Source organism: Rhodococcus marinonascens NBRC 14363 (assembly GCF_001894885.1).
GTDB lineage: Bacteria > Actinomycetota > Actinomycetes > Mycobacteriales > Mycobacteriaceae > Rhodococcus_F > Rhodococcus_F marinonascens.
Genome location: NZ_BCXB01000005.1, coordinates 1 through 14,473, shown reverse-complemented (window position 1 = coordinate 14,473; position 14,473 = coordinate 1). Strand labels below are relative to the sequence as shown.

General features: G+C 63.9%; 13 protein-coding genes. 9 read left to right on the top strand and 4 right to left on the bottom strand.

All coding sequences use genetic code 11. The annotated features are described in order from the left end of the window. Window positions 1–126: 126 nt before the first annotated feature. Complete coding sequence (gene secA / locus RM2_RS05975; RefSeq protein WP_072687926.1) at window positions 127–2,979, top strand: preprotein translocase subunit SecA; 2,853 nt, start codon at window positions 127–129, stop codon at window positions 2,977–2,979. Window positions 2,980–2,994: 15 nt separating this feature from the next. On the opposite strand, the gene RM2_RS05970 is transcribed toward secA, so the two are convergent. Next, a complete protein-coding gene (locus RM2_RS05970) occupies window positions 2,995–3,531 on the bottom strand; it encodes an Rv3235 family protein (RefSeq protein ID WP_072687925.1) in 537 nt (178 codons plus the stop codon). Between the two features lie 218 nt (window positions 3,532–3,749). Between RM2_RS05970 and RM2_RS05965 the strand changes: the two genes are divergently transcribed. From RM2_RS05965 to RM2_RS05945, 5 genes are all read left to right on the top strand, one after another. After that, window positions 3,750–5,177, top strand: coding sequence for a WS/DGAT/MGAT family O-acyltransferase (locus tag RM2_RS05965; RefSeq protein WP_072687968.1), 1,428 nt, complete (start codon window positions 3,750–3,752; stop codon window positions 5,175–5,177). A gap of 30 nt (window positions 5,178–5,207) precedes the next feature. Continuing rightward, window positions 5,208–5,720 (top strand): DUF6912 family protein, encoded by a 513-nt coding sequence (locus RM2_RS05960; protein WP_072687924.1) that lies wholly within the window; start codon window positions 5,208–5,210, stop codon window positions 5,718–5,720. 92 nt (window positions 5,721–5,812) lie between these two features. Beyond that, the gene (locus RM2_RS05955; RefSeq protein WP_072687923.1) at window positions 5,813–6,928 is read left to right on the top strand and encodes a ferredoxin reductase; all 1,116 of its coding nucleotides are present in this window, start codon (window positions 5,813–5,815) and stop codon (window positions 6,926–6,928) included. 61 nt (window positions 6,929–6,989) lie between these two features. Then, entirely contained in the window at window positions 6,990–8,237 is a 1,248-nt protein-coding gene (locus tag RM2_RS05950; RefSeq protein WP_072687922.1) for a fatty acid desaturase family protein, read from the top strand. A gap of 109 nt (window positions 8,238–8,346) precedes the next feature. Beyond that, entirely contained in the window at window positions 8,347–9,585 is a 1,239-nt protein-coding gene (locus tag RM2_RS05945) for a fatty acid desaturase family protein (protein ID WP_072687921.1), read from the top strand. Window positions 9,586–9,682: 97 nt separating this feature from the next. Here RM2_RS05945 and rsgA read toward each other — a convergent pair whose 3' ends face one another. After that, entirely contained in the window at window positions 9,683–10,723 is a 1,041-nt protein-coding gene (rsgA, locus tag RM2_RS05940) for a ribosome small subunit-dependent GTPase A (protein WP_072687920.1), read from the bottom strand. Further along, window positions 10,669–11,985 carry a 3-phosphoshikimate 1-carboxyvinyltransferase gene (aroA, locus tag RM2_RS05935; protein ID WP_072687919.1) on the bottom strand — a complete coding sequence of 439 codons (1,317 nt, stop codon included), beginning with the start codon at window positions 11,983–11,985 and terminating at the stop codon, window positions 10,669–10,671. The genes rsgA and aroA overlap by 55 nt, the downstream gene beginning before the upstream one ends. Window positions 11,986–12,066: 81 nt before the next feature. Between aroA and RM2_RS05930 the strand changes: the two genes are divergently transcribed. After that, window positions 12,067–12,858, top strand: a complete 792-nt coding sequence (locus RM2_RS05930) for an SOS response-associated peptidase (RefSeq protein WP_072687967.1) — start codon at window positions 12,067–12,069, stop codon at window positions 12,856–12,858. Here RM2_RS05930 and ybaK read toward each other — a convergent pair. Beyond that, window positions 12,845–13,339 carry a Cys-tRNA(Pro) deacylase gene (gene ybaK, locus RM2_RS05925; protein WP_072687918.1) on the bottom strand — a complete coding sequence of 165 codons (495 nt, stop codon included), beginning with the start codon at window positions 13,337–13,339 and terminating at the stop codon, window positions 12,845–12,847. The genes RM2_RS05930 and ybaK overlap by 14 nt on opposite strands. Window positions 13,340–13,457: 118 nt before the next feature. Here ybaK and RM2_RS05920 point away from each other — a divergent pair, with 118 nt between their 5' ends. Both RM2_RS05920 and rsrA read left to right on the top strand, forming a co-directional pair. Beyond that, the gene (locus RM2_RS05920; protein ID WP_072687966.1) at window positions 13,458–14,186 is read left to right on the top strand and encodes a sigma-70 family RNA polymerase sigma factor; all 729 of its coding nucleotides are present in this window, start codon (window positions 13,458–13,460) and stop codon (window positions 14,184–14,186) included. Beyond that, entirely contained in the window at window positions 14,183–14,464 is a 282-nt protein-coding gene (rsrA, locus tag RM2_RS05915; RefSeq protein ID WP_072687917.1) for a mycothiol system anti-sigma-R factor, read from the top strand. The genes RM2_RS05920 and rsrA overlap by 4 nt, the downstream gene beginning before the upstream one ends. The last annotated feature ends 9 nt before the right edge of the window (window positions 14,465–14,473 follow it).

Here is a 14,473-nt window from a genome sequence, read left to right as displayed (position 1 = left end):
AACGGTCGGTCTACTCCCTCGATAGTGAGAGCGCCTACCATGGATCCGGCCGGGGTTCTTCGACCTCCGGCCGGATTTGTGTGCCACCCATCCATCCACTGCCGAAGATTGAGGACGAACAAGACTGTGCCGTCGCTATCGCTATCGAAGCTGCTCCGTGTTGGTGAGGGTCGCATGGTCAAGCGACTCAAGCATATCGCCGACCACGTTTCCTCGAAGTCGTCCGAGGTCGAGGACCTGTCGGACGAGCAGCTCCGCGCAAAGACCGAGGAGTTCCGTGCCCGGTACCGCGACGGTGAATCACTCGACGAGTTGCTGCCCGAGGCCTTCGCAGTCGCCCGGGAGGCCTCTTGGCGGGTCCTCGACCAGCGGCACTTCCACGTGCAGATAATGGGCGGAGCGGCCCTCCACTTCGGCAACATCGCCGAAATGAAGACGGGTGAGGGAAAGACCCTGACCTGCGTGTTGCCCGCCTACCTCAACGCCATTTCCGGTGACGGCGTGCATGTGGTCACGGTCAACGACTACCTCGCCAGACGCGACTCCGAGTGGATGGGGCGCGTTCACCGCTTCCTCGGACTCGAAACCAGCGTGATCCTGTCAGGGATGTCGCCCGCCGAGCGCCGCGCGGCATATGCGGCCGACATCACCTACGGGACGAACAACGAGTTCGGGTTCGACTACTTGCGCGACAACATGACGCACTCCCTGGACGATCTCGTCCAGCGCGGTCACAACTTCGCCGTGGTCGACGAGGTCGACTCCATCTTGATCGACGAGGCGCGGACACCTCTCATCATCTCCGGCCCCGCCGACGCATCGAGTAAGTGGTACGCGGAGTTCGCTCGCATCGCGCCGCTCCTGAAGCGGGACTTGCACTACGAGGTCGACATCCGCAAGCGCACCGTCGGTGTGCATGAGGCCGGCGTCGAGTTGGTCGAGGACCAACTCGGAATCGACAACCTGTACGAGGCGACGAACTCGCCGCTCGTGAGCTACTTGAACAACGCCATCAAGGTCAAGGAGCTCTACAACAAGGACAAGGATTATATCGTCCGCGATGGCGAGGTGATTATTGTCGACGAGTTCACCGGTCGTATCCTCGTCGGTCGCCGGTACAACGAGGGCATGCACCAAGCGATCGAGGCCAAGGAAAAGGTTGAAATCAAGGCCGAGAACCAGACGCTCGCGACGATCACGTTGCAGAACTACTTCCGCCTCTACGACAAACTGTCGGGAATGACGGGTACGGCCGAGACCGAGGCCGCCGAGCTTCACCAGATCTACAACCTCGGTGTCATCCAGATCCCGACCAACCGCCCGATGGTCCGTGTCGACAACGGTGACCTGATCTACAAGACCGAGGAAGCCAAGTTCGACGCGGTGGTCGACGACGTCGTGGAGCGGCATGGAAACGGCCAGCCGGTCCTGATCGGCACGACCAGCGTCGAGCGGTCGGAGTACCTGTCGAAGCAGTTCACCAAGCGGAGTGTGGCGCACAACGTGCTGAACGCGAAGTTCCATGAGCAGGAAGCCACGATCATCGCCGAGGCGGGCAGGTCTGGCGCGGTTACTGTCGCGACCAACATGGCCGGCCGTGGAACCGACGTCGTGCTCGGCGGTAATCCCGATATCATCGCCGATATCGCGCTGCGTAAGCGCGGTCTCGACCCCGTCCGCACCCCCGAGGAGTATGAGGCCGCGTGGGACGAGGTTCTCGATCAGGTCAAAGCCGAGGTGAAAGCCGATGCGGACAAGGTCCGCGAAGCGGGTGGGCTGTACGTCCTCGGCACTGAGCGGCACGAGTCGCGACGCATCGACAACCAGTTGCGCGGTCGTTCCGGTCGCCAGGGCGACCCGGGTGAGTCGCGGTTCTATCTTTCGCTCGGTGACGAACTGATGCGACGGTTCAACGGTGCAGCCCTCGAGTCGATCATGACGCGACTCAATCTGCCCGACGACGTTCCCATCGAGGCGAAGATGGTCTCGAAGGCCATCAAGAGCGCTCAGACACAGGTTGAGCAGCAAAACTTCGAGATCCGCAAGAACGTCCTCAAGTACGACGAGGTGATGAACCTTCAGCGCACGGTGATTTATGACGAGCGCCGCCAGATCCTTGAAGGCAAGGACATGGAGGGTCAAGTCGAGGAGATGATCACCGATGTGGTCACGGCTTACGTCGATGGCGCGACCGCCGAGGGCTATGTCGAGGACTGGGACCTCGAACAGCTGTGGACCGCGCTCAAGACGCTGTACCCGATCCGATTGGATTACAAGGAATTCGTCGGCGACGAAGCCGACGGCGAGACGAAGGACATCTCGGGCGCCGAGTTGCGAGCGATCCTTCTGAAGGATGCGCACGAGGCGTACGCGCGCCGGGAAGCTGAGATCGACGGTGCCGCCGGCGAGGGCTCGATGCGCGAGTTGGAGCGCCGTGTGCTGCTGAGCGTTCTCGACCGCAAGTGGCGGGAGCACCTCTACGAGATGGACTACCTCAAAGAGGGCATCGGTCTCAGGGCGATGGCACAGCGCGATCCGCTCGTGGAATACCAGCGCGAGGGTTTCGACATGTTCGGCGGAATGCTCGAGGGGTTGAAAGAGGAGTCGGTCGGATTCCTGTTCAATCTTCAGGTCGAGGCCGCAGCCCCGCAGGAAACGGCTCCGGGCATCAGCGTCACGGCGTCGTCCGCAGCGGCGACCGCGGCATCCAGTCCAGCCGCCCCGCGTCCTTTGCCCACCCAGGAGGCTGCCCAGCGGGCCAAGGGCTCAGCGGCTCCGTCCGCTCTCCGTGCCAAGGGACTGGCTGACGCTGACACGCGCGGACTGACGTATTCCGGTCCAGCCGAGGACGGCAATGCCCAACTCAGCCGCCGTGGTGCGGACGACTCCGAAGACGCCGGAACCCGTCGCCAGCGTCGTGAGACCGCAAGGTCGCAGTCGAAGGGCAAAAAGGCCCCACGACCTAAGCGCAAGAGCTGAGTTGTGGCGAACCGATCAGCCGATCACCAGTGAGGTGATAGTCCAGCCTGTGTCGGACACTCGTTCGACACAGGCTGCGATCACGAAGATCCGCGGACCCCTGCTGTAGGTACCGAAGGCCTCGACGGCTCCGGGTTCGACGGCTCGGGGTTCGACGGCGCGCAGGTGGACCCTGACGAGCGTCGCGACGCCGAGCCGCCTGGCCGGCGAGTCGGCCGACGCGTGCGTGCGTACGACGTCGACGAGCGACGGCGCCAGGAGTGGCCGCAACTGCCGCACGTTCCGGCGCCTGTCCAGCACTTCGAGGAGGAGTCGGAACGCGTGCTCCGTGAAACGTTGGACGTCCGGAGTGGGTCGAGTAACCGGTTGGGCCGTCTGCGCCGATCGGGGTGAAGCCCCCGAGTGGGGCGAGGAACGGGGCCGGCCCCGCGCGGGCGTGTGCCGTCCAGCGGAAGACGCGGAGCGGGGCGCAGGCAGCGGTGGTGCTGATACCACCTGGGCTGCCGGTTCGAAGCGCGGCACTCGTGACAGGAACGTGTAGAATTCACTCATTTCTTACCCCCCGGTTTCGGCATGAGATGGCCGTCGTAGCGGTCATGATCGCATGGATTCCGCTGTCGTGTAGCCGAACTGGGCAGCGGAACCTAGGGTGGATGCGTGTTGGGATTGACATCGGACTTTGGTGGGGTACCGACAGGTCCAGGTGAGGACGAGACAGCGATACTTCTCGACGTGTGTCGAGACGGGCTGCAAAGGGGGTGGGGCTCGACATGGTGACGAGACTGTCAACGCAGGACGCGTCGTTCTATTTTCTCGAGGCGAGCAGCACTCCGATGCACGTGGGGTCGCTCGCGGTCTTCCGGAAGCCGTCGAACGGATTGTCCTACGAGGAGTTGTTGTGCCTCGTCGAGGAACGGCTCAGGCTCGTGCCGCGTTATCGGCAGAAGGTGCGAGAGGTGGCGCTGGGGCTGTCACGTCCAGTGTGGGTGGACGATCGAGACTTCGACATCGAGTACCACATCCGGAGGTCGGCTCTGCCGAAGCCGGGTTCAGACGCGCAGTTGCATGATCTCGTCGCGCGACTCACGTCGCGGGCGCTCGACGTGAGTCGCCCGCTATGGGAGATGTACCTCGTGGAGGGTCTGTCGAACGATCGCTTCGCCATCTTTACCAAGTCCCATGCGTCTCTGGTCGACGGGGAGACGGCGCTCGAGATCACTCAGGTGATCCTGGACTCGGCACAGACCCGCCCTCCGATGGTCGAGGAACTGTGGATGCCTGCTCGCGCGCCCAGCGAATCGACGTTGATCGCCGGCGCACTGGCAGAGATGGTGTCGCGTCCCAGCGAAGGGGTGACGGCCCTGCGGATGACGCTGGGCGGAATGGCCGCCGCGCTCGGCGGGGTTATGGGAGCGGTGGGCAGGGTTGCCGCCGTGGTGCACGCCGCCGCACAGGTGGCACCCGTGACCCCGCTCAACGCAGCTATTTCCCGCAGTCGCCGTTTCGCCGTTGCCAAAACCGAAGTGGGGGACTACCGGAAGATCCGCGCCAATTACGGGTGCGAGGTCAACGACGTCATCCTCGCGGTGATCTCCGGGGCAATGCGAAACTGGTTGCTGTCGCGGGGCGAGCCGGTGACCGAGTCGACTGCCGTGCGCGCATTGGTGCCGATGTCGGTTTATGCGACGGAATCCGAGCGCGAAGACGACGAGGCGTCCGGTCGTGGGGAATGGGGGGATTCGCGGAGCATGGTGTCCTCGTTCCTCATCGACCTGCCGGTCGGGGAACCGAATGCGGTGATACGACTCTCACACCTCGCCCATGCCACGGAGGCGCAGGCGATGCAGAGCCCTCGTGTCACCGCGAAGACGCTGGTGCGTTTGTCGGGGTTCGCGCCCGCCACCCTGCACGCCATGGGTGCCCGCGTGGCAAGCAGTTTCTCGCAGCGGATGTTCAACCTGACGATCACCAACGCGCCGGGTCCTCAGATGCCGCTGTACGTCGGCGGAGCGAGAATGCTGGAGATGTATCCGGTGTCGCCATTGCTGAAGAACCAGACTTTGAGCATTGCGCTGACATCCTATGACGGCGACGTCTACTACGGTTTGAATGCGGACCGTGACGCCATGGCCGACGTGGACGTGGTGGCGGCACTGCTGCACGAATCTCTCGAGGAGTTGTTGGATGCCAGTCGGTGAGCAGTCCGCGGTGCGATTGACGAGTGACGTATGACGAGGGTGTATGTTCCCGCGACGATCGAGATCCTCCAGCGGTTGGTGGCCGATCAGGAGTTCGACCCGATGAGTAGGACTGCATTCGCCGTCACCGCCACTCTGCGTGAGTCGTACTCGTCCGGCGACGACGAGGAACTGGCCGAGGTCGCGATGGCCGAGGCTGCGCGGGCATCGCTGCGACTGATTGCAGGTCGGGTGGCAGAGAGCGGTGCGGATTGTGTTCGCTTCCGGCGTGCCGTGGTCGCGGTCGACGTGGACGTGGTGACCCCGCGTGCGGACCTCGACGACGCCGTGGTCCGGTTGCCGGGTCCTGTCGCAATCGGGCAGGTCGCAGCGGTGCACGTAGATCTCGCGGAGGCGGAACGTGACATCGAACGTGCTGTATCGGTCATCGACGAGGCGGACCTGGGTGATCCGGATGCCGAGTTCGTTCTCGGAGACGCTGAAGACCATGTCTTGGCGTGGTATGCGACTCAGGAACTTCCGTTCCTGCTCGAACTGCTGTGACCGGCGCGACTTCGTACCCATTGGTAACCTACGCTACCGTAGGTAATTTGGCTTACGGTAGCGTAGGTCGTGACGAGACAGGTGGAGGTCGGATGGGTCTGAAGAACTGGATCGAGGCGCCCGCAGCTGCGGTCGTGCCCGCCACTAGGTCCAAGCTCAATTGGTTGCGCGGCGCGGCTGCGCGGCTCACGACGCCGCTACTCCCCGACGACTACCTGCACCTGGCCAACCCGTTGTGGTCGGCGCGAGAATTGCGTGGCCAGATCGTGGAGGTCCGTGCGGAGACGGCGGATTCGGCCACGATCGTGATCAAGCCCGGTTGGGGATTCGACTTCGGATACGAGCCGGGCCAGTACATCGGCATCGGACTGCACGTCGACGGGCGCTGGCACTGGCGTTCGTACTCCCTCACTTCGCCCCCGAACTGGGACGACAAGCTCATCTCCATCGCGGTCAAGGCGATGCCTGAGGGATTCCTGTCGAGTCACCTCGTCAACGGCGTGCCCTCGGGAACGATCGTCCGACTCGCTACGCCGACCGGCAACTTTGCGCTGCCCGACCCACCGCCGGAGCGGATACTGTTCCTTACCGCGGGAAGCGGCATTACTCCCGTGATGGCGATGCTGCGCACGATGAACCGGCGCGGTCAGCTTGCCGATGTCTTCCACGTGCACTCGGCGCCCACCGTCGGCGACGTGATGTTCGCCGACGAACTCGCCCAACTTCACGACGAGCACGACGACTTCCGCTGCAAGATTCAGCTCACTCGCAGCGGTGGCAAGTTCGCCTTGTCCGCCCTCGACGAGATTTGCCCGGACTGGCGTGAACGGCAGACGTGGGCCTGCGGTCCGCTGCCGATGCTCGACGAGATCGAGACGTTGTGGCGCGACGAGGGGATCGAGGACAAGCTCCACCTCGAGCGGTTCGCCGTCTCCCGGGCCGACACGTCCGGCGAAGGGGGAACAGTGACGTTCGCCAAGGCTGACAAGACCGTCTCGGTCGACGGTGCCACCACGCTGCTCGAGGCCGGTGAGAACGTCGGGGCACTCATGCCATTCGGCTGTCGGATGGGTATCTGCCAGACGTGTGTGGTGCCGATTCTCTCCGGTCACGCCATCGACCTGAGGTCAGGCAAGCAGCATGCCGAAGGTGACCGCGTGCAGACGTGTATCTCGGCGGCGGCAGGGGACTGCACGCTAGACGCATGAGAGCGAGTGTGGTGTTCACCTCGCTCCGCTATTCTCGGACTCTTACAGACGGAGGAGAACGGTGGCAATCACCGACATCAAAGAGTTCGCGCATCTCACCGAAGCGGACATCGAATCGCTCGGGCGTGAGCTCGATGCGATCCGGCTCGAGGTAGAGGACTCGCGCGGAGTTCGCGACGCCCGCTACATCCGCCGGACGATCAGGATTCAACGACTCTTGGAGCTCGGTGGCAGGCTCGTGTTGTTCGGAAGCAGGTACCGCCCGGCGTGGCTGGTGGGTACCGCGATGCTCTCCGTCTCGAAGATCGTCGAGAACATGGAACTCGGCCACAATGTGATGCACGGCCAGTGGGACTGGATGAACGATCCGGAGATCCACTCGATGTCGTGGGAGTGGGATCAGACGGGGCCGTCAGAGCACTGGAAGCGAGCCCACAACTACTCACACCACACGTTCACGAATATTGTCGGCATGGACGAGGACGTCGGATTCGGCATCCTCAGAATGACCCGTGACGAGCCGTGGCGGCCGATCAATCTGCTGCAGCCTGTCGCGAACGTCATCCTCGCGGCCACCTTCGAGTGGGGCATCGCCCTCCACGACCTCACCGCCGCCTCCGAACTCGAGGGCACGGAGCGTCGTCAACTCAATTCCCAGGCCAACAAGGATTTCGCCCGCAAGATCTTCCGTCAGGTCGGCAAGGATTTTGTGCTGTTCCCGGCGTTGACCGGTCCGGCGTGGAAGTCGACGTTGTCGGCGAATGCGAGCGCGAATTTCGTCCGAAACCTGTGGGCGTACGTGGTGATCTTCTGTGGCCACTTTCCGGACGGCGCCGAGAAGTTCACTGTTGAGGAATACGAGAACGAGACCCGCCACGAGTGGTATCTCCGGCAGATGCTCGGTAGCGCCAATTTCGATTCAGGCAAGATCATGGGTTTCATGTCCGGCAACCTGAGCTACCAGATCGAACATCACCTGTTCCCTGATCTGCCGAGTAATCGGTATCCGGAGATCGCGGTGAAGGTGCGGGCGCTGTGCGAGAAGTACGACCTTCCGTACACAACCGGTTCGCTTGCCAAGCAGTATCTGCTGGTGTTGCGCACAATCCACAAACTCGCTCTGCCAGATAGGTTTCTGCGGGCAACTGCCGACGACGCCCCCGAGACGTCGTCGGAGCGCAAGTTCCGCGACGCGGGTGCGGCCATGGTCGAGACGTTGCGCACCGACCCCGTTACCGGGCAGCGTCGAGGGCTGCTGTCGGCACTGCGTTCCCGCGCAGAAGCCAATATTGCCCGTCGTCGACGGTGATGTCCCTCACAGCGGAGTTCCGGTAACCTACGGTACCGTAACCTACGATCCGGTAGGTTTCCAGTGCCAGTCTGGTGTGAACTTATCGACCCAGCAAGGAGGAGGCCCCATGGCGATTGCCGATGTCAAGGAATACGCGCATCTCGCCGATGCCGATGTCGAGGCGCTCGGACGCGAGTTGGATGCGATCCGACGCGACATCGAGGAGGCGCGCGGGGAACGCGACGCGCGCTACATTCGCAACACCATCCGGCTTCAACGTGGACTCGAGATCGGCGGCCGTGCCGTGCTCTTCGCCAGTCGCCGGCGTCCCGCCTGGCTACTCGGCGCTGGAATATTGGGTGTCTCGAAGATCATCGAGAACATGGAACTCGGTCACAACGTGATGCACGGCCAGTGGGACTGGATGAATGATCCGGAAATCCACTCCACGTCCTGGGAGTGGGACAACACCGACCCGTCCGCGCACTGGAAACAGACGCACAACTACTTGCACCACAAGTACACGAACGTCCTCGGCATGGACGACGATGTCGGGTATGGACTGCTCCGGGTGACGCGCGACCAGCGCTGGGAGCCGTTCAATGCGGGCAACCTGGTCTTCAACACGCTGCTGGCTGTGATGTTCGAATACGGAGTTGCGGTGCAGCACCTCGAACTCGGCAAGGTAGCCCAGGGGCGAGTGCCGAAGGAGCAGACGCGGCGCAAACTTCGCGAGGTCGGCGAAAAGGTCGGCAAGCAGATCCTCAAGGACTATGTGGTCCACCCCGCGATCACCGGCCCGGCCTGGAAGAGCACGCTCACAGCGAACCTCACAGCGAACGTGATCCGCAACGTGTGGACCAACGCGATCATCTTCTGCGGGCACTTTCCGGACGGTGCGGAAAAATTCACCAAGGCGGACATCGACCGGGAGTCTCCGGCACAGTGGTACCTGCGCCAGATGCTCGGCAGTGCCAACATCGAAGGCGGCAAGGTCATGGACTTCATGTCCGGCAACCTGAGCTACCAGATCGAGCATCACCTGTTCCCGGACCTGCCGAGCAACCGCTACGCCGAGATCGCCGTTCGGGTGCGGGAACTGTGCGACAAGTACGACCTGCCGTACACGACCGGGCCGTTCCTCGTGCAATACGCGAAGTCATGGCGCACCATCGCCAAGCTGTCGCTGCCGAACAAGTATCTGAAGGCGACTACGGACGACGCTCCCGAGACGGCATCCGAGCGCAAGTTCGGCGGAAACACCACGGCGACTTTTGATCCCGTGACCGGACATCGTCAGGGGTTGCGAACCGCGATCAAGCGGACCCGCAAGCGTCGAGGACTGCGAGCGCTGCTTTCTCGCTAGAAGGCTTCGCTACCGCCTTGGCGAGCGCGCCTTCCACTGTTCGGGCTGGGGGTAAATCGTTGTCATCAGCCGGCGCGTCAAAGGCGCCGTCCGTCACTCACCAGGCTTCGTTCGAAGCGATGGCCGTGAGGAGGTGACGGACGGCGCTGACACGTCTGGCGGACTTACCTTCGAGTCGGTCGAGTGCGCACTCGGGATCGGCGGGTGGGCCGAGGTGGGTACACCCTCTCGGGCAATCCTCGATCGTGGCGGCGAGATCGGAGAATGCGGCAACCACGTTCTCGGGCGAGATGTGGGCGAGCCCGAACGAGCGTATTCCGGGAGTGTCGATCACCCAGCCGCCAGTCGGAAGCGGCAAGGCGACGGATTGGGTAGATGTGTGACGTCCCTTGCCGACGCCCGAGACCACCCCGACTGCCCGATCGGCGTCGGGCACTAGTCGGTTGACCAGTGTCGACTTGCCCACACCCGAATGGCCGATCAACGCGGTGAGCTGACCCGACAGCATCGACACCACCTCGTCGACCGGATCGTCGCGGCCGGCCACGACGACGGGGACGTCGAGATCGGCGAACGCGCTCGCGAACTCCTCCGGCGACTCGAGGTCGCTTTTCGTCAGGCACACGATGGGGCTCAACCCGCCCACGTAGGCGGCGACGAGGGCGCGCTCCACGAATCCGGTCCGCGGCGGCGGGTCAGCGAGCGCCACCACGATCAGCAACTGTTGCGCGTTGGCCACGACGATCCGTTCGTACGGGTCGGTGTCGTCGGCGGTGCGTCGCAGGACAGTGGCGCGTTCGGCCACTCGCACGATCCGGGCCAGGGTGTCGGGCTTGCCGGACAGATCACCGACGACGCTGACCTCGTCGCCCACCACGATGGGAGTGCGGCCAAGTTCGCGCGCCCGCATCGTCACGATCAGCCGGTCCGGGTCGCCGGCGAGTACGCAACCCCACCGTCCGCGGTCGACCGACACGACCATCGCCGACTCGGCGTTCAGATGTTCGGGTCTAGTTTTGGTGCGTGGGCGGGTTCCTCGGCCCGGTCGCACTCGGACGTCGGACTCGTCGTACTGCCGGCGGCTCAGGAGCTCGCCTTCCTTTCCGTTTTCGGTGTTTCGAACAGCATTGTGGCCCATAGGGTCTCAAAACCAGGCAAAGTCTTGGCAGTAGTTCCGATGTCCTCGATCTCGATGCCGTCGACAGTCAGGCCGATGATGGCGCCCGCCGTGGCCATCCGGTGGTCGGCGTAGGAGCGCCACGTCCCGCCGTGTAGTTCTGCGGGGAGGATTGTGAGCCCGTCCGCGGTCTCGGCGGCATTCCCACCGAGGGCGTTGATCTCGTGAGCGAGGGCGGCGAGCCGGTCGGTCTCGTGCCCGCGTAGATGTGCGATGCCGCGCAGGTGCGACGGACCATCCGCGAGTGAGGCGAGCGCGGCGACGGTGGGCGTGAGTTCACCCACGTCGTGGAGGTCGATGTCGAGTCCCGTCAGCTTCCTTGGTCCGCGGACGGTCAGGTTCGACCCCTCGAGCCGTACCTCCGCGCCCATCGTGAGCAGGATTTCGCGGATCGCGTCGCCGGGTTGGGTCGTTCTGGCCGGCCACAGCGGCACGGTCACCTCACCGCCGGTCACGGCGGCTGCCGCGAGGAATGCGGTGGCGTTGGACAGGTCGGGTTCGATCACCCAGTCGACGGCACGGATGACGCCCGGACGGACATGCCAGGTGTCGGCGCCACCGCCCGTCGCGGGAGTGGACACCTCGATACCGGCCTGGCGCAGCATCTCGACGGTCATGTCGATGTGCGGCATGGACGGGACGGGTTCGCCCTCGTGATGGACGGTGACGCCCTCATCGAACGAGGCCGCGGACAGCAGCAGGCCCGAGACGAACTGGGAGGACCCGGACGCGTCGATCGTGACGCTCCCACCCCTCAACGACCCGGCTCCGCGAACGGTGAAGGGGAGCGCGTCGCCGTCGATATCTGCCCCGAGCCTGCGCAGGGCGTTCAAGATCGTCCCGAGGGGTCGGGTTCGCGCCTGCTCGTCACCGTCGAATCGGACGGCGCCGTCGGCGAGTGCGGAAACGGGGGGCAGGAAGCGCATGACGGTTCCGGCCAGACCACAGTCGACCACGCCGCCCCGGAGCGAACCCGGGGTAACTCGCAGTGTCGTACCGTCCGCGGCGGCGTCGACGGTCGTGCCGAGCGCGCGTAGGGCGTCGATCATCAGGTCGGTGTCGCGACTGCGGAGTGCCCCGGTGAGGGTTGATGGACCGTCCCCGAGTGCGGCCAGGATCAGCGCACGATTGGTGATGGACTTGGATCCGGGGAGGGCGACCGTCGCGAGGACGGGCGACTCGGCACGGGGGGCGTTCCACAGGCTCGGTCTCACGGCTTCCATCTTCGCCTATCGGGCCGGCGCGGCGCAGGGGTGGGCGGCGTGTCGGGCGAACTGTCGGCGGTTCGTGCCACCCTGGTGAGCATGTGCGGCAGGTATGCGACCACTGCGAACCCGGCAACGCTAGCGGCTGACCTCGGTGCGATCAACGAGGCAGGCCTCGGCGCGATCAACGAGGCAGGCGAGGAGCCGAGTCCGCCCGATTTCAACGTCGTGCCCACTACGGCGGTGCTGACGGTCGTCGATCGACACGGTGCCAGGCGTATCCGTCGGATGCGGTGGGGTCTCGTTCCGCCATGGACCAAGGAAATCGGCAAAGGGCCGGTGCTGTTCAATGCGCGGGCCGACTCGGTGGACATCAAGCCCGCGTTCCGGAACGCGTTCCAGCACAAACGGTGCCTCGTCCCGATGGACGGATGGTACGAGTGGCAGACCGAGATGGCCCCCGACGGGGCCGGCGCGGGGACGAAGAAGTCGAGCAAGGTGAGAAAGATCCCGTATTACATGTCGACTGAAGACGGATCTCGGATGTACATGGCAGGCCTGTGGTCGGTCTGGCACGATCGCTCGGTCGAGGAGTCGCCTCCAGTCCTGAGTTGCAGCATCATCACGGTCGATTCCGCACCCCATTTGGAGGAGGTTCACGACCGGATGCCGCTCGTGATGCCCCAGAGTCGGTGGGCCGCGTGGCTCGACCCCGAGCACCCGGTGTCCACGGATCTGCTTGCGGTGTCACCGGACGAAGTCGCCCGCATCACGGTGCGGAGGGTGTCCACGCTTGTGAACTCGGTGAGGAATAACGGACCGCACCTGCTCGACCCAGGGTCCGAAGGTTGGGGCGAGTCGCAGGTGGGAGAGCAGATCAGCCTGCTGTGATCGCGGCGGTGGCGGCGCCGCTGAGTCGCACGAGGTCAGCAGGGGCGAGTTCAATTTCGAGTCCGCGCCGACCCGCGCTGCACAGCACTTGGTCCCAGTCCAGCGCTGAAGCGTCGATCACTGTCGGAAGTGTCTTGCGTTGTCCGAGCGGGGAGATGCCGCCGGAGACGTACCCGGTGGAGCGTTCCGCCTCCCTCGGATCGGCCATCGCCGCTTTCCTTGCGCCGAGTGCTGCGGCAGCAGACTTCAAAGACAATTTTGCCGGCACCGGAAGAACCGCAACCGCGAGCGCGCCCGAGTCCAGCTTGATCAGCAGTGTCTTGAACACCTGATGAGCGGTGACGCCGAGCGTCTTACCCAGCGCGTCGACGGCCTCTGAACCGAACGACTCGGCGCGCGGGTCGTGCTGGTAGCTGTGCACGCGGTGAGTGACGTTGTGGGCGTCCAGCATCTTCGTCGCGGGTGTGGCGGTTCCGGCCATGGAAGGACACTCTGTCACTCAATCGGGAACACAGCACGCAATCGGGAACATAGGAGAGGGGAGCCGTGTTGTAGGTGCAGACGAGTAACTTTCAGCGGAAGGAGTGGCCGGTATCGTGATGTCTTCGGTAGCGGAGCCCACATCGCGTCTCCAGTTGGCGGTAATCTTGACGCCCACGGCGACCGAAGGGATCAGGGTGCAGGAACATGACCGTCCAACGGCGGATCGAGCCGAGCCGCAGGACCAGTTGATCGCGCGTTTCGAAAGGGATGCGCTGCCGCTTATCGATCAGCTGTACGGTGCTGCGCTGCGGATGACTCGGAATCCGGCGGACGCCGAGGATCTCGTTCAGGAAACGTACGTGAAGGCATACACGGCGTTTCGTTCCTTCCGCGAGGGCACGAACCTCAAGGCGTGGCTGTACCGGATTCTCACGAACACGTACATCAACTCGTACCGTAAGAAGCAACGTCAGCCCGCGCAATACCCTACCGACGAGATCACCGACTGGCAGTTGGCGGCGACGGCGGAACACTCGGCCCGTGGTCTGCGGTCCGCCGAGGTCGAGGCCCTGGATGCGTTGCCCGACGACGACATCAAGCAGGCTCTGCAGGCGCTGCCGGAGGAGTTCAGGATGGCGGTCTACTACGCCGACGTCGAGGGATTCCCCTACAAGGAAATAGCCAGCATCATGGGGACCCCGATCGGGACCGTGATGTCGCGATTGCACCGTGGGCGCAAGCAGTTGCGGGGACTTCTTGCCGACGTCGCCCGTGAACGCGGATTCAATCGTGACGGGGCAGACGTACCTGCGATAACGAGTTCGGAGCAGGAGGTTTCCCAATGAGCGAGCAGGACGAATCCCAGCAACTCGACTGCTCCGCCGTCATCGCGGACGTGTGGTTGATGCTGGATGGCGAGTGTGATGAGACGACGAGGGCCCGACTCAAGTGGCATCTAGACGAGTGCGGTGCGTGCCTCGAGGCATACGGGATCGAGGAGAAGGTCAAGAATCTGGTGAACCGCAAGTGCGGCGGGGAGACCGCGCCGGAAAGCCTGCGTCAGAGGCTCAGTGTCGAACTGCGGCGGACGATCCTAATCACCAATACCGAAGCCGAGTCGTAGGCCGTCAGG

Excerpts from the sequence above, each read along its gene's own strand:
- RM2_RS05960 (WP_072687924.1), top strand. The coding sequence starts at position 5,208 with ATGACGAGGGTGTATGTTCCCGCGACGATCGAGATCCTCCAGCGGTTG.
- RM2_RS05945 (WP_072687921.1), top strand. The coding sequence starts at position 8,347 with ATGGCGATTGCCGATGTCAAGGAATACGCGCATCTCGCCGATGCCGAT.
- RM2_RS05930 (WP_072687967.1), top strand. The coding sequence starts at position 12,067 with ATGTGCGGCAGGTATGCGACCACTGCGAACCCGGCAACGCTAGCGGCT.
- rsgA (WP_072687920.1), bottom strand. The coding sequence starts at position 10,723 with ATGGGCCACAATGCTGTTCGAAACACCGAAAACGGAAAGGAAGGCGAG.
- ybaK (WP_072687918.1), bottom strand. The coding sequence starts at position 13,339 with ATGGCCGGAACCGCCACACCCGCGACGAAGATGCTGGACGCCCACAAC.
- RM2_RS05920 (WP_072687966.1), top strand. The coding sequence starts at position 13,458 with ATGTCTTCGGTAGCGGAGCCCACATCGCGTCTCCAGTTGGCGGTAATC.
- aroA (WP_072687919.1), bottom strand. The coding sequence starts at position 11,985 with ATGGAAGCCGTGAGACCGAGCCTGTGGAACGCCCCCCGTGCCGAGTCG.
- rsrA (WP_072687917.1), top strand. The coding sequence starts at position 14,183 with ATGAGCGAGCAGGACGAATCCCAGCAACTCGACTGCTCCGCCGTCATC.
- RM2_RS05955 (WP_072687923.1), top strand. The coding sequence starts at position 5,813 with ATGGGTCTGAAGAACTGGATCGAGGCGCCCGCAGCTGCGGTCGTGCCC.
- RM2_RS05970 (WP_072687925.1), bottom strand. The coding sequence starts at position 3,531 with ATGAGTGAATTCTACACGTTCCTGTCACGAGTGCCGCGCTTCGAACCG.
- RM2_RS05965 (WP_072687968.1), top strand. The coding sequence starts at position 3,750 with ATGGTGACGAGACTGTCAACGCAGGACGCGTCGTTCTATTTTCTCGAG.